The sequence below is a fragment of the Mucilaginibacter metallidurans genome, from assembly GCF_003286435.2.
Taxonomy (GTDB): Bacteria; Bacteroidota; Bacteroidia; order Sphingobacteriales; family Sphingobacteriaceae; genus Mucilaginibacter; species Mucilaginibacter gossypii.
The window spans coordinates 328874-344090 of sequence record NZ_CP043449.1; the positions used below are offsets into that span (position 1 = coordinate 328874).

12 protein-coding genes are annotated in these 15217 nt (G+C 38.6%); 6 read left to right on the plus strand and 6 right to left on the minus strand.

What is annotated here, in order from left to right; genetic code table 11:
• Nucleotides 1-3: 3 nt before the first annotated feature.
• Complete coding sequence (locus DIU38_RS01595) at nt 4-2088, plus strand: type IA DNA topoisomerase (protein WP_037441084.1); 2085 nt, start codon at nt 4-6, stop codon at nt 2086-2088.
• The gene (locus DIU38_RS01600) at nt 2088-2975 is read left to right on the plus strand and encodes an ORF6N domain-containing protein (protein ID WP_041516058.1); all 888 of its coding nucleotides are present in this window, start codon (nt 2088-2090) and stop codon (nt 2973-2975) included. The genes DIU38_RS01595 and DIU38_RS01600 overlap by 1 nt, the downstream gene beginning before the upstream one ends.
• A 26-nt stretch (nt 2976-3001) precedes the next feature.
• Here the strand turns inward: DIU38_RS01600 and DIU38_RS01605 are convergent, their stop codons facing one another.
• The gene (locus DIU38_RS01605; protein ID WP_041516057.1) at nt 3002-3760 is read right to left on the minus strand and encodes a Swt1 family HEPN domain-containing protein; all 759 of its coding nucleotides are present in this window, start codon (nt 3758-3760) and stop codon (nt 3002-3004) included.
• 192 nt (nt 3761-3952) lie between these two features.
• Here DIU38_RS01605 and DIU38_RS01610 point away from each other — a divergent pair, with 192 nt between their 5' ends.
• The 4 genes from DIU38_RS01610 (at nt 3953) to DIU38_RS01625 (ending at nt 11175) form a co-directional block, all read left to right on the plus strand.
• Nucleotides 3953-4390, plus strand: coding sequence for a DUF1896 domain-containing protein (locus tag DIU38_RS01610; protein ID WP_112657632.1), 438 nt, complete (start codon nt 3953-3955; stop codon nt 4388-4390).
• On the plus strand, nt 4377-7004 hold the full coding sequence (locus DIU38_RS01615) for an N-6 DNA methylase (RefSeq protein WP_243770592.1): 2628 nt from the start codon (nt 4377-4379) through the stop codon (nt 7002-7004). The genes DIU38_RS01610 and DIU38_RS01615 overlap by 14 nt, the downstream gene beginning before the upstream one ends.
• A 174-nt stretch (nt 7005-7178) precedes the next feature.
• A complete protein-coding gene (locus tag DIU38_RS01620) occupies nt 7179-8177 on the plus strand; it encodes a transposase (RefSeq protein WP_112657431.1) in 999 nt (332 codons plus the stop codon).
• A 184-nt stretch (nt 8178-8361) separates the two neighbouring features.
• Complete coding sequence (locus DIU38_RS01625) at nt 8362-11175, plus strand: helicase-related protein (RefSeq protein WP_432211738.1); 2814 nt, start codon at nt 8362-8364, stop codon at nt 11173-11175.
• Here the strand turns inward: DIU38_RS01625 and DIU38_RS01630 are convergent.
• The 5 genes from DIU38_RS01630 to DIU38_RS01650 form a co-directional block, all read right to left on the minus strand.
• Nucleotides 11172-12008, minus strand: coding sequence for an RteC domain-containing protein (locus DIU38_RS01630; protein ID WP_112652837.1), 837 nt, complete (start codon nt 12006-12008; stop codon nt 11172-11174). The two genes, DIU38_RS01625 and DIU38_RS01630, sit on opposite strands and share 4 nt — an antisense overlap.
• An 89-nt stretch (nt 12009-12097) precedes the next feature.
• A complete protein-coding gene (locus DIU38_RS01635) occupies nt 12098-13486 on the minus strand; it encodes a bifunctional metallophosphatase/5'-nucleotidase (RefSeq protein WP_112652838.1) in 1389 nt (462 codons plus the stop codon).
• A gap of 33 nt (nt 13487-13519) precedes the next feature.
• Nucleotides 13520-13975 carry a DsrE family protein gene (locus tag DIU38_RS01640; RefSeq protein ID WP_112652921.1) on the minus strand — a complete coding sequence of 152 codons (456 nt, stop codon included), beginning with the start codon at nt 13973-13975 and terminating at the stop codon, nt 13520-13522.
• Between the two features lie 10 nt (nt 13976-13985).
• Nucleotides 13986-14612, minus strand: a complete 627-nt coding sequence (locus DIU38_RS01645; RefSeq protein ID WP_045753446.1) for a TlpA family protein disulfide reductase — start codon at nt 14610-14612, stop codon at nt 13986-13988.
• 18 nt (nt 14613-14630) lie between these two features.
• Entirely contained in the window at nt 14631-15203 is a 573-nt protein-coding gene (locus tag DIU38_RS01650; protein ID WP_045753445.1) for a TlpA family protein disulfide reductase, read from the minus strand.
• Nucleotides 15204-15217 lie beyond the last annotated feature (14 nt).

The window sequence follows — 15217 nt, forward strand, 5'->3', positions numbered from 1 at the left end:
AGTATGAAAACAATCATTGCAGAAAAACCAAGCGTAGCAAGGGAAATAGCCGGACTTTTGGGAGCATCTGATAAAAAGGAGGGCTACCTTACAGGCAACGGCTATTTTGTTACCTGGGCATTCGGACATTTAATAGGGTTGGGAATGCCCGAAGATTATGGAATTTCGGGATTTGATAAAACAGCGTTACCAATTTTACCCAATTCTTTTTTATTAACTGTTCGCAAAGTAAAAAAAGATAAAGGCTATACAGCCGATACAGGAGCGTTAAAGCAACTAAAAATTATTGAACAGCTTTTCAATAAAAGCGAGAGCATTATTGTGGCTACCGATGCAGGCCGTGAAGGCGAATTGATATTTCGTTACATCTACGAATACCTAAAATGCAACAAACCGTTTGAACGGCTTTGGATAAGTTCGTTGACCGAAAAAGCCATCAAGCAAGGATTTGAAAACCTAAAACAAGGAAAAGAATTTGACGGATTATACCAAGCAGCACAAGGCAGAAGCCGAGCTGATTGGTTGGTAGGCATTAATGCAACACAAGCATTGAGCATTGCCGCAGGAAATGGTATCTATTCCCTCGGAAGAGTGCAAACGCCTACCTTGGCTTTGATATGCAAACGTTATTTGGAAAACAAGAATTTCAAGGTTAAGAATTATTGGCAGATACAGCTATCGCATAATAAAGAGTTGATAGATTTTAAAAGTATTTCCAAAACAAAATGGGAAGACCAAAAACTTGCCGTTGATACGCTGAAAGCCATTCAACGAAACGAAACTACAACAATTACATCAGTAGAAACCAAAAGCGTTACGGAACAACCGCCTTTGCTATTCGATCTTACCGGATTGCAGAAAGAAGCCAATAAAAAACTGAATTTGTCTGCTGACGAAACCCTAAATATTGCTCAAAGCCTCTATGAAAAGAAGTTTATCACTTATCCACGTACCGGAAGCAAATATATTCCTGAGGATATGTGGGCAGAAATCCCCAATCTTGTAAGGGCTTTACAGGACAGAGAAAGCTGCAAACAAGCGATTACAAAAATGAAATGGGGTCGCTTCAATAAACGTATTGTGAACGATTTGCGTGTTACCGATCACCACGGTTTGTTGATTACAGATAAAATTCCTTCAGCACTGAATGCAAAGGAAAATTCCGTTTATGATATGATTGCCTTTCGATTGCTCGAAGCCCTTTCACAAGCCTGCATCAAGGAGATAACCGATGTTGCTTTACAGTCATTGCATTATGATTTTACCGCAAAAGGCTGTAAGATAATTGAACCTGGTTGGCGTTCCATCAAAGGGAATTTCTCCGATGATGATATTGAGCCTGTACAGGATTTACCTGAACTAAATAAGGGCGATGAACTCAAAATAAAAGAAGCTTCCGTTCTCGAAAAGAAAACCAAACCACCTGTACTTTATACCGAAGCAGGACTTTTATCAGCTATGGAAAGTGCTGGAAGAGAAATAGAAAATGAAGAAGAACGGAAAGCGTTGCAAAACATCGGTATCGGCACTCCCGCTACAAGGGCCTCCATCATCGAAACCCTGTTTACTCGAAATTATATCCAACGAGATAAGAAATCTTTAATACCAACTGAGAAAGGATTACAGGTTTACGAATTAGTCAAAAATCGCAAAATTGCAGACGTGGCAATGACAGCCGAATGGGAACTCACATTGCAGAAAATCGAAAACAACGAAGCAGATGCAAGGGTGTTTCAAAAGGAAATGGAAAATTACGCCTCATCTATTACCAATGAGCTGTTGCAGACTTCCATTGCCCAAAACAACTTGCCAAAACTCATTTGCCCGAAATGCAAAAGCCAGCAACTCATTATCCGTGATAAAATCGTGAAGTGTACTGATGAGGCTTGTAATTGGGTTCAGTTCCGTAATGTGTGTGGTATACAAATCGGCATAACCGATATTGAAAATCTTGTCAATAAAAAGAAAACTTCACTTATCAAAGGAATGAAAAGCAAAGCAGGAAAAAAATTCGATGCTTATATCGTGTTGAATGAAAATGCCGAAAGTTCCTTTGAGTTTGATAAAAATAAAAGCTACAAAAAGTGATGGAAAATAAACTTATCATTACCAGCAAGGAAATAGAAAACCAAATCTATACTGTAAGAGGGCAACAAGTGATGCTCGACAGCGACCTTGCAAGGATTTATCAGGTAGAGACCAAAGTCTTCAATCAGGCAGTAAAACGTAACGCAGGTCGTTTCCCTGAAAACTTTCGTTTCCAATTGGCACAGGAGGAATTTGATGCCATCAACTTGAGGTCACAATTTGTGACCTCAAGTTTGAATTATGGTGGCAGGCGTTATCTGCCCTACGTTTTCACTGAACAAGGTATTGCAATGCTGGCTTCGGTACTCCGCTCAACGGTAGCTATAAAGGTCAGCATTGAGATTATGAATGCTTTTGTTGAAATGCGAAGAATGCTAATGAGCAATGCTTCGCTTTTTCATCGTCTGGATAAAATTGAACTGAAACAATTAGAAGCTGACCAAAAATTTGAAGAGATTTTTAAGGCTTTGGAAAGCGATAAACTCCACAGCGAAAAAGGGATTTTCTATGATGGACAGATTTTCGATGCTTATAGCTTTGTTTCTGATATTATACGAAGTGCCAAAAGTTCTATTATCTTGCTGGATAATTATGTGGACGATACGGTGTTGACTTTATTAGGTAAACGGAATAATAATGTAACGGCAACAGTATATACCAAAAACATCAGCAATCACCTACGGCTGGATGTACAACGGTACAACAGCCAATATCCTCAGATTGAAGTTAAATTATTTGCAGATGCCCACGACCGGTTTTTGATTATTGACAGTACGGAACTTTATCATATTGGGGCATCACTCAAAGACCTGGGCAAGAAATGGTTTGCCTTTTCGAGAATGGATATTGAGGTTGGTAGGATGTTACAAATTTTGAATGATCAATAACCCCTCCAATTTGGAGGGGTTATTGATTATATTTGTAATTGAGCAGTAATGCTCTTATAATAAACTTTTAGGGCATCCCGCTCATCTTTTCCAACATAACTATTGTGAGCAACCAAACAACGTATTTTGTATAATTCATCAACCATTACGTTTAGCCAATGTTCATTTTGCTTCGGAAAATACTTTCCAAAGACTGACCAATTTCCAACTATTATTTTACCTAATTCAATAAAATCACAATAAAACAAATCATTACCACCTCGTAATGGTAAATATTTACTTTCTTGTTCGCTCTTTTTTAATTTATCTATTGTGTCTTGTACTTTTCTTGGAATATTTACAGTTTCTGTCTTCATAATCTCTTCAATGAATTTTCTTAATGAATTTTCAATACAATATAAATACAAGTAAACTTCCGACATTTCTCTTCCTTTTTGTTGAATATCTTGAGGTAAAAGATTTAGATGGCCAAAGTTTACATTTTGTTGTATTTCTTCTATACTATCCATTAGAGAATTTTCATCAGAAATTAGTGGATAGAATATCTCATTAATATATTTTCTGCGCTCAGCATATCCTCCTTTAGCTTGCATCTCTCTTCTAAATTCTTGAAGTGTAACACAAGTTTTAAATTCTCTCGGTTGGTTAGAAAGAAACTTGGTCGATTGTTTAAGTTCATTTTTTAAACTTTTGTATTCTGCTTCATTTTCGCTTGATATAGAAACATCAGTTGAAGCACCGGTAAGAAGTATTTTTAAACGCTCAATATTGTCTGTGTAATTCATTTTTTTGATATAATCATCAATACTTTGAAATAAGTTGTATTAATGAGTGGTTCTATGGTTACAAAAATACAAATTAATTTCTCCTGTATTTTATAAGTACACGCCAAATCCATCCTCTCGAAGCCAAACTCTACCACTTATACAAAGGCTCTTCTAAACTGTTATAATTTTAAAACTCTAATAAATTATAGTATGGATACACAACAAAAAGACCTATCATATTTCAGGTTACGACTACAAGAATTATTAAATACCAGCTTCCCAGAAAAAGCAAACGACCAAAAATTTATTGAACAACGTTCCTTGTGGGCTACTAATGCCTACGAGGGCGCTTTTCGTTCGGGAAATACTATTGAACAATGCAACGAAATAGCCAATTACATTCTTTTTGAGGGCTTGCACTTCTCCAAATTCGATACAGTTTTCCAAGTCGTATGCAATGAGTTTGATACCATAATGGCGGATCAGGAACTGCGACCGTTCGCTCTTAAAATGTTCCCTGTTTGTGAGCCGGCTTTCTCCGGCTATCAACTAACCGATGATTTCGCTTATAACACAGAGTACGACCTACTCTATACCGAAATAACAGGAACCATCGCAATATGGATAGAGGAAAATGGGCTTCAGTAAGAAGCAACATCTCCAAAAGAACATTGATGCCCTGCGAATTGCTTTTAGACTAGAAAAGGAGAAACGACAAGCCACAGTAGGCGAAAGACTGCTAATGATGCAATACAGCGGATTTGGCGGTCTTAAATTCGTGCTGAACCCCATAGCGAACGAAATAGACATCAATCATTGGAGAAAAACGGAACATGAGCTTTTCCCGATTACGCAGGAACTCCACCAGCTACTCAAGGAAAATTCCGAAGACGAAAAGCAATACCGCAGGTATGTGGACGGTATGAAAAGCTCTGTTCTGACGGCTTTTTATACACCACCACAAATCATTGATACGATTTCCGCAACCTTGCGTGAAAGCGGTTTAAACATTAATAAGTTCCTTGAACCCTCCGCAGGTATCGGCTCATTTATACAATCCTTTTCAGAAAATCAAAAAGCCAGTGTTACTGCCTATGAAAAAGACTTGCTCACAGGCAAGATTTTAAATCAGCTTTATCCCGATAGCAATATCCGTATAAGTGGTTTTGAGGAAATACCCGAAAAGGAACAAAACAGCTATGATGTAATCGCCAGTAATATTCCATTTGGCGATACTTCTGTATTCGACCTTTCCTACTCCCGAAGCAAGGACAGTGCAAAAGTGCAGGCTTCCCGAAGCATACACAATTATTTTTTCCTGAAAGGTGCTGATATGTTGCGTGAGGGTGGCTTGTTGGCTTACATTACTTCGCAGGGTATTCTCAATAGCCCAAAGAACGAACCGATACGCAGGGCGTTGATGCAGGATAACAATTTGGTTTCAGTCGTTCGATTGCCCAATAACCTGTTTACGGAATATGCAGGAACGGAGGTCGGAAGCGATCTGATTATTCTGCAAAAGAACACGGCGAAACAAAGTCTGACCGAAAGGGAAGACCTGTTTTGCCAAAGCAGGCAAACAGAATACAATACTCCTGGCAATGCACTCTTTCAGGATAGCGCAAGGATTGTACATACCGATCGGAAATTAGATACCGACCCTTATGGACAATCTGCACTAATTTATACACACAAAGACGGGGTTGAGGGAATTGCTAAAGACCTCAAACAAATGCTTATCAATGATTTTGGGAAGCATCTTAATTTGAATTTATACAAAGGCGAACGGAACGATGAACCTATAATACAAATTCCCGCTACTCCAAAGGTAAAGCCTCCAATTGTCGAACCCGTAGCCATTCAGCCACAGCTTGTACCAACTCCTGCAAGTAATCAAGACACTACACAGGAATTGAAACAGCTAAGCATTTTTGACCTGTTTGAAAATGCGTACGAACCTGTTATGGTTGTTGCTCCGCCCAAAAGAACAACACAAGTTAAAAGGCAAAGCATCAACAAAATTAGCCGTGCAATAGGTCGCCAACCTGACCTGTTCGGTAGTTCGATGCAGCAGCCTTATGCGCCACCTGTTACTAATAGTGTCACCAATGGAAATACATCTACCAATGGCAAAAAACAGGAAGCTATTGGCGACCTGTTTTCAACAATAAACGGGAATGGTCAAACTGATAAGCCAGTCGTTCCCGATACTATTCCAGAACCTGCTCCTTATAGTGGCAAACTGCATCCATTCTACCGTAACGATTGCCTAGTCGCAGATAATGGTTGGGTCGGTCATCTGCAAGATATAGATACATCAAATGAAAAAGCAATTTTTCATCCTTTGCAATTACCGACTTCACAGAAAGCAAGAGCCGAAGCATACATTGCGTTACGTGATGTTTACCAAGAGCTTTACAACAAAGAGGCAAAGTTTCAGACCGAACACAAAGGAGAAAGGGAAAACCTTAACCGTCTTTATGATGAGTTTGTCAAAAAGTACGGTAACCTCAACAGTGCCGATAACATCAAACTCATAAAAACGGATAGCTCCGGTAAGGAGATCCCTTATCTGGAGCGTGTGGTTGGTGGTGTGGTACACAAAGCCGATATATTCAGCCGCCCTGTTAGTTTTTCTACCATAACCATAGCAACGGACAATCCCGAAGAAGCGTTAGCGGCTGCGCTGAACAAATACGGAAGCGTGGATTTGGACTATATGTCCGAAATCAGCGGTATGACGGACGAGGCTTTAAAAGAAGCATTACACGGTCGTATTTACTACAATCCTTTGCAAAAAGAATATGAAATATCTGAACGCTGGATTGCAGGGAACGTGGTAGAAAAAGCCCAAGAGATACAGAACTACATTGAAAACAATCCCAATGATATCGAAGCCAAAACAAGCCTTACTGTTTTGGAAGAAGCCCGACCAAGACGAATTGAGTTTGAGGAACTCGATTTTAATTTAGGTGAACGCTGGATACCCACTGGTATTTATGCCCGTTTTGCTTCACATCTTTTTGATACGGACGTACTAGTTCATTATTCTGAAAGTTCGGATGACTTTTCCGTAAAGTGCGACCGTAAGAATTTGCATATATGGGAAAAATACGCTGTCAAAGCTGAAAGCCGGACGTTTGACGGTATTGCCCTGCTTAAACACGCCCTTGTCAATACCACGCCTGATATTACTAAAAAAATTACGGTTGGCGACCAAGAAGTCAAGGTACCTTTAGATTTGCTTTGTGATTATTATTGAAAGTATCTTGCTGACAAAGAATAGGGTGAACCAAGTCAAGGCCCAGGCTAAAGACCTATGGCCCGTATTAGTCCCTGTTTCGAGTCACAAGTCGATGTCAATGACAAGTTAGAATTTTAGACACCAGGTCTTATAAAGGTTTTAGTCTGAGTACATCACATTAATTTATTTAGTATGAAATACAAAGTATTTATCGGCATCGATGTATCAAAGCTTACTATTGATGTCCACCTGCACGGAATCGGTGCCTCCAAAACATTCAGTAACGAGGAAAAAGGATTTGCTTTATTTTTAAGTTGGGTAAAAAAGCATAGTAAACAATCGGAACCGGCGGAGATGATCATATGCTTCGAGCATACCGGTATGTATTCAATTAAACTTGCCACTTATCTAAATGATATTGGAATCCCATTCGCCATGCTTCCTGCGCTTCAGATTAAACAATCTATAGGGATCAGAAGAGGAAAGAATGACCAGATCGATGCACAAAGAATCGCTGAATATGCTTGGCTACACCGCGAAACCATTCAGGCAACTCTATTACCAGCTAAAAGTATTCTCAAACTTCAGTCGCTGCTTACATTACGAAATCGCTTGGTATGTGATCGTGGAGGGTATGAAGCCACATGGAAAGAACAGAAAAAGGCATTGGAAGGAAAAGAGCACAAGGGGATATTTCAAGTTTATAAAAGCCTGATAATGAACCTAACGGTTCAAGTTAAAAAGATTGAAGAACAAATAAAGGCGGTTATAGAAAGTGATGAAGCAGTTAAATTAAACTATCAATTACTGACCAGTATTAAGTGTGTAGGACCTGTACTGGCCGCAAATATGATTGCTTATACGCACAACTTTACCCGTTTTGCTACCTGGCGAAAGTTCGCCTGCTATGTGGGAACTGCTCCTTTTGAACACCAATCTGGCACGAGTATAAAAGGAAGAACACGAGTCAGTAGTTTATCCAACAAGCAACTAAAAAAATTAATCCACATGGTGGCTATATGTGCTTGCGCATATAATCCAGAGATGAAAAGCTATTATAAAAGAAGAGTGAGCGAGGGGAAAAATAAGATGAGTACACTAAATGTTATACGCAACAAGATCATTTCCAGAATGTTTGCTGTTGTCAATCGCGGCTCGGGCTATGTAGATCTGATGAAATATGCAGCTTAGGGCTTATCATCTTAACTCTTAAACAACTCCCCTTATTTTGGACGGGTTCTGTCAAGGGCAGCGAAGGGCGGGCTTGTGCGGCTGCGCTGTTTATGTACCCTTGACGGGTTCCGGCCAAAATGAGAATTTTGTTGTCGAGTTAAGATGAAGAAATATTATTTGGAAAAGTCTTAGAATACGGGATATGGAAGCCATACAAATGGCGAACACCAAGATTGACGAAATCCGTACCGCATTTACCGAATGGCTACACGCCCAAAACGATGAGTTTAAAAACAGGCTGACCGACCAATACAACGATACTTTTAATTGCTTCGTTCGACCGAACTATAACGGAAGCCATCAGGACTTTCCGGGTTTAGACCGTAAGGCATTAGGTATTGAAGACTTGTATTCGAGCCAAAAAGACACCGTTTGGATGATAAAACTGAACAATGGTGCTATCTGCGACCACGAAGTAGGTGCAGGAAAAACGTTGGTAATGTGTACCGCAGCACAGGAAATGAAGCGTTTGGGCTTAGCCCATAAACCTATGATTATCGGGCTGAAAAGCAATGTTCACGAAATTGCCGAAGCCTACCGCACTGCCTATCCACACTCTAAAATTCTGTTTCCAGGCAAAGAGGATTTTACACCTCAAAAGCGGATGAGGATTTTCGGGGATATTAAAAACAATGATTGGGATTGCGTAATCCTCACACACGACCAATTTGGGATGATACCGCAATCGCCCGAAATACAAAAGGAAATTCTCCAAATCGAATTGGATAGTGTAGAACGAAACCTCGATGCACTACAATCACAAGGCAAGGAAGTGACCAGGGGTATGCTTGCTGGAGTAATCAAGCGGAAAGAAAACCTCGAAGTTAAACTCAAAACCCTGCAACACGATATTGAAAATCGCAAAGATGACGTAGTGGATTTTAAGATGATGGGCATTGACCATTTGCTTGTGGACGAAAGCCATCAATTCAAAAACTTGATGTTTAACACAAGACATTCCAGAGTTGCAGGATTGGGTAATGTTGACGGAAGCCAAAAGGCAATCAACCTTTTGTTTGCTATCCGCACCATTCAGGAACGCATTAATGCGGATATGGGAGCAACTTTCCTTTCCGGAACGACCATCAGTAATTCGTTAACCGAACTGTACTTATTATTCAAATACCTGCGACCAAGAGCAATGGAAAAACAGGGCATTCATTCCTTTGATGCCTGGGCTGCTATTTACGCAAGGAAAACGACCGATTATGAATTTTCGGTAGCGAACAATATTGTAGCTAAAGAACGTTTCCGCTATTTTATCAAAGTGCCGGAGCTTGCCCAATTCTACTCTGAAATCACGGATTACCGGACGGCAAAAGATATAGGTATCGATCGCCCCAATAAGAATGAGGTATTGTATAATATACCGCCCACTCCAGAACAGGAAGAATTTATTAAAAAGCTAATGGAGTTTGCAAAAACGGGCAATGCTACCTTATTAGGAAGAACACCTTTATCACAAAGTGAAGAAAAAGCTAAGATGCTTATCGCTACAGACTATGCCCGTAAGATGTCTTTGGATATGCGTATGGTAAGCGGTAGCTACGAAGACCATCCCGACAATAAGGCTTCACATTGTGCGGCGAAAATTGCTAAGTATTATAATCAATATAATGCACAGAAAGGAACGCAATTCGTTTTTTCCGATTTGGGAACCTACAAACCAAACGAATGGAATGTTTATTCAGAAATCAGACGCAAACTTGTGGAAGACCACGGTTTACCTGCATACGAAGTCCGTTTTATACAGGAAGCCAAAAATGACAAGCAACGCAAGGAACTTATCAAAGGAATGAACGAAGGGAAAATCCGTGTGCTGTTCGGTTCTACAAGTATGCTGGGTACAGGTGTCAATGCACAGAAGAGAGCCGTTGCCGTTCATCATCTGGATACGCCGTGGCGACCAAGCGATCTTGCCCAAAGGGACGGCAGGGCTGTTCGTAAAGGCAATGAAATTGCCAAGTTTTTCGCAGGTAATAAAGTAGATGTCATTATCTATGCCGTAGAAAAATCACTGGACAGCTATAAGTTTAACCTGCTATACAACAAACAACTATTCATAGACCAGTTAAAAAATAACAATCTCGGCAAACGAACGATTGACGAAGGCAGTATGGACGAAAAATCAGGAATGAACTTTTCGGAATATGTGGCTATCCTGTCAGGAAATACAGATCTACTGGATAAAGCCAAACTGGAAAAACAGATTGCCGGATTGGAAAGCGAAAAACAAGCGTTTAACCGTTCAAAGTATAGTGCAAAATACAAATTGGAAGACTATACGGCAGAATTGGATAAAGCCCAATCCCGCTTTGACCGTATGAACCTTGATTGGAATAATTTACAAGGGCGTATCCAAAAACGTTCGGACGGCACAATCGCAAATCCTCTGCAATTGGATGGCTTACCGCCAAATGCGGACATCAAACAAATCGGTGCAAAGCTCAACCAGCTTGCCGACAAATCTCGTACAGGTGGGGATTATGAAGAAATCGGAAGCCTTTACGGGTTCCAACTTTTGGTAAAAACGGAAATTTCGCAAAAAGACGGCGTGGATATTCGTATAAACCGTTTCTTGGTTCAGGGGGAAGGAAACATAAAATACACATACAACAATGGCCTAATCGCTAAAGACGAAAAATTGGCTGCTATGAATTTCCTTAATGCTCTGGAAAAATTGCCTAGCTACATCGAGCAGGAGCAAAAGAAAATTGTAGAAATACAAAAAGACTTGCCAGTTCTTCATGAAGTGGTAAACGGTAATTGGAGTAAGGAGATCCGGTTGGGCGAACTCAAAACGGAGTTGGCTTCTGTGGAGCGAAAAATACAGTTATCCATCACGCCTGAGCCTAAAGAAGAACCTTCGGAACAAACCGAAAAGCAGAAGCAAACTATAAAAATTTCAGAAGAGAATGAACAAACAAAAGCTATTCATCTATCAAGGGGAATTTAATGAGTATTTACTTCATCCTCTTCATCCATTTTATTGATCAAGGCATCACGCAAGCTGTCAAGGAACTTGGTTCGGTTTATTTTTCGGGCTTTAAGTTCCATAAATGTATGATAAAAATCGCCCAAATCAACATTAAATGTAACTTCTAACGTTTTAGCAATCAATTTTATATCAGCATTGCCATTATCAAATACTCCTTGTGAATATAGAGCGTAAACCAATTCGATTAAAGCAGTTTTACTTCCTGTCCAATTTAACGAAGAATAATCAAATACTTTTTTCTGATTTTTATTATTCAGTTGGTCTTCGAGATATACTTGTATCAAATCATTAGCAATGATTTTAGCTACTTTATAATCGTGTGAAGTTGTAAAATTATGGTCGGTTTCAAAATAATAGGTGTCTAAACTTAACCTTACATCATAACCACCTCTTACAAAATACCTCTCATCGAGATAGGTACTATTGGTTCTATAGTACTTATAAAATTCGAGATTGTTATCAAAAAATCTTTTCAGTTTTGCTAATTCATTGTCAATATACTTCTTTATTGTTTTCCCTTTTCCATAAGGCTTCTTGGTTTCTATCTTATAAATAGCATTGTAATAAATTAATTTGGAAAGAATAACAGGTTTTAACTTTTTGAAGAAGTAAATTTCTTCTTTTTTATCTTTGAAACCTTGTTTTAAAACAAACTCTTTTAACTTTGATAAACAATCTATTATAAGACCAATAACTTCTTGTGGCAATAAGATTGGGTCATCTACTTCCAATGTAAGTTCTTTGATTTTTTCTTCCAGTTTCTGTACGCATTCGTTATAGTATTTTTCCATAGATTTTAGTTTAAGGTTAAAATCGTCATGGGGTAAAAACCCGATATAATTTGTGCTATGTGGTTTTCATTGCAAAAAGGTTTATGGTTTTAGGAGCTTGTTTTTAAATAATCAACAAGAGCTTGTATCGCAGTTATTTTTAAATGTGCCCTGTTGGTTCCGTATTTGTCTGACACACCTTGTTCGGTGATATAGGCAACCTTATATGTTTTTTCTTTTATTAAGTGATCATTCTCGTAGTAAATCTCCTCTATGCGATAGCCATACGGATTTTCAATGTGGGATTTGATCTGTAATCCCACATAGCGTTTAGAGTAACCGCCCATTTGTTTCATCGGATTAGCTGAAAAAGTACGTTCAAAGTTTTCTTCCAACATATCAATGATCTCCTGTCCTGTCATATCCACAGTGGAAATAACCGGGTTCATAGGAACCATATTATACAAATCCCACATCGTAATATTTCCTTTATCAATAGGCGCACCGTAACGCCATCCGTTAGAAAATGCTATGTTTACACCTGCTGCCTTGCTAATTGCTTTCAATAACAGATTATCCATTGATGATGAGAAAGCATCATATCGATGTAGTATAGTATCCGTTCTGCCAACAACATCTTCTTGCAAGTTTCTGTATGAAGCCATAATACCATTTACAATATTTTCTATTGGTTTATGGCTCGCAACATCTTCGTTCACTTCTATAAGCTTGTATTGATAATTTGTAATTTTATTATCTACGATTGAAAGTTTGAGATGTCCCACAAAAGAGCCGTGGCAACCACACTGTATTATTATGGTATCTTTTACTTTTACTGGTTCATATATTCTGTTGTGGGTGTGCGCACTTAAACATATATCAATTCCTGTTGTGTTTTTAAGTAATTCAATATCCTGCGGGTAGCCATTGTGTGAAAGTAATATGACTAAATTTGCTCCCAATCCCTTTACTTCTTTTACATAGCCGTTTATTTCATCAATTCCGTCGGTCACATAAATTCCTTGTTTGAATGCAGCGGGCATCGTCTTATCGATGATATTGGCGCAGATACCGATTACAGCAATTTTTTGATTACCTACCTCAATAAATGAATACGGTTTCAGTAGTAGAGTACCATCATCCTTATAAACGTTAACACCCAATATAGGATAATTAAGTAGTTTATCTAATGCTAAAAGATGTTCCGGCCTATAGGCAAAATCCCAATGTCCCACCATTGCACTAAAACTAAGTTTGTTTAAAATTGGAATTAGTACTTCGCCTCTGGAAGCCACTACAGGTAAGGTTCCGTGAAAGGTATCGCCTCCGTCAAAAAACAAGGTGTGTTCATTCTCTTTTCTTATCTTCTCGAAAACAGAGGCGATTTTTGCATAGCCTCCTGCTGTTTTAATAAATTCCCCGTCCTTACCATAAAATAATTCTGGGTGTGGTTCAAGATAACCGTGTACATCATTTATAAATCCTATTGATAATTCCATAATATATAATTTAAAGTTTTAAAACGTTTTTGATTAGGGATGGACAATTGCCCAGCCTTCGTATTGCCTTAATATAATTTCTCCGTTACCGGTCGGAACATAGTTCACAAAATCAAACAATTCGTTCTTGTCAATTTTTCGTTCTTCCATTGTTTTAGAACACTGGACAAATACAACGCCCTTATCTTTGAGTGCAACCAATAATTTTTGGTAGCTGTTAGCTTTTTTATACATTTCCACACCGTCAGAAAACGCAAGGACTTCTATCTTTAATTTACCTATCAACCGTGGGTCACTTAGTACATTATTGATGTTGCGAAGGATGCCCTTTATTTTTTTATCCTCTGCTTCGTTCAAGATATAAAGGGCATTGTAATGTTTTTTGTATGCTTTCGCGGGCTCAAAAGTGGTATCTGGTTTTTGTTGCGCAAAAATGCTAATAGACATAAAACATAGTACGGCTATTAGCAAAGCTTGTAGTTTTTTCATTTTATTGTTTTTATTGTTCATTTATTAATTCTTCTATTTCCTTTACAAATTTTTCAGATGCGTAATTGGCAAATCCGGTATGATGAAGCCTGACTTTTCCATTCTTATCCAGTACAACGGTTGTTGGTAATGAACCGGAAAACACTTCTGTTGGGACATTACCGCTGGACTGATACATTGGAACTGAAAAATTTTCTTTTTCCAGATATGCCATTCCTACAGCTGGGTCATCGTCCTCGTTGAGGGTTAGAAAGAAAATATCAGGGTTATCCTTAAATTGGGTATACAGAGTTTCAATAGATGGAAATTCAGCCCGACAGGGTGGACACCAAGATGCCCAAAAATTGATAAACACTACTTTTCCTCTTAATGATGAGGTATTTTGTATGCTCCCTTTTCCGTCGGTAAAAGTAAAATCAGTATTTGTAAGGCTTACTGTATCCGCATCCTTTTTATCTATACTCGCATTAAAAATTCCTGTCGCCATTAACTGTCGTAGCACAAATGATTTTGCATCGGGGCTTACAAGTAATATCACGACGGCAATTACCATAAATATAGTAAAGGCATTTTTCTTAATGTACTGTAGCTTTTTCTGTGGTGGTTTCTTATTAAAAACTTCTTTATTGTTAGTCATAATTCATTCTTTTATCAATTAGTTACTATCTACAAGTTCATTCACAACTTTGATGATCTCGGGACTTGTATAATCCCTACCACCTTCGATACGGGCAATCATATCTCCGCTTTTGTCTAGTATGACCGTAGTTGGAATTGAACTGCCTAAATATTCAGAAGGTATATTGCTGGCTGGAACATATACAGGCAAATCATACTTATTCTTCTCCATAAATGCAGTGGATTTTTCCATCTTGTTGTCTACATCTACCATCAGGAATACGATGTCGTCATTGCCTTTGTACTTTGCTTTTAGTTCGTTAATGGTAGGCATTTCCTGAATGCAGGGCGGACACCATGTAGCCCAGAAATTAATGAATACGACTTTACCTTTTAATGAACTTAACGATACAGTTTCTCCACTTTTGTTTTTAAAGGAAATAGCTGAAGTTGCTGGAGCTTCCACCTCTATAACTTCTTCTGTTGTGATTTTTTCGTTATTTATTTTATTCTCTTTGTTCTTGTCTGTATTTCCGCAAGCTGCCAGCGAGACGGCTGTGATTATGAAAAGACCAGAACGAACTGCCAAATTTTTAAATTGCATTTTCATACTAAATGATTTTA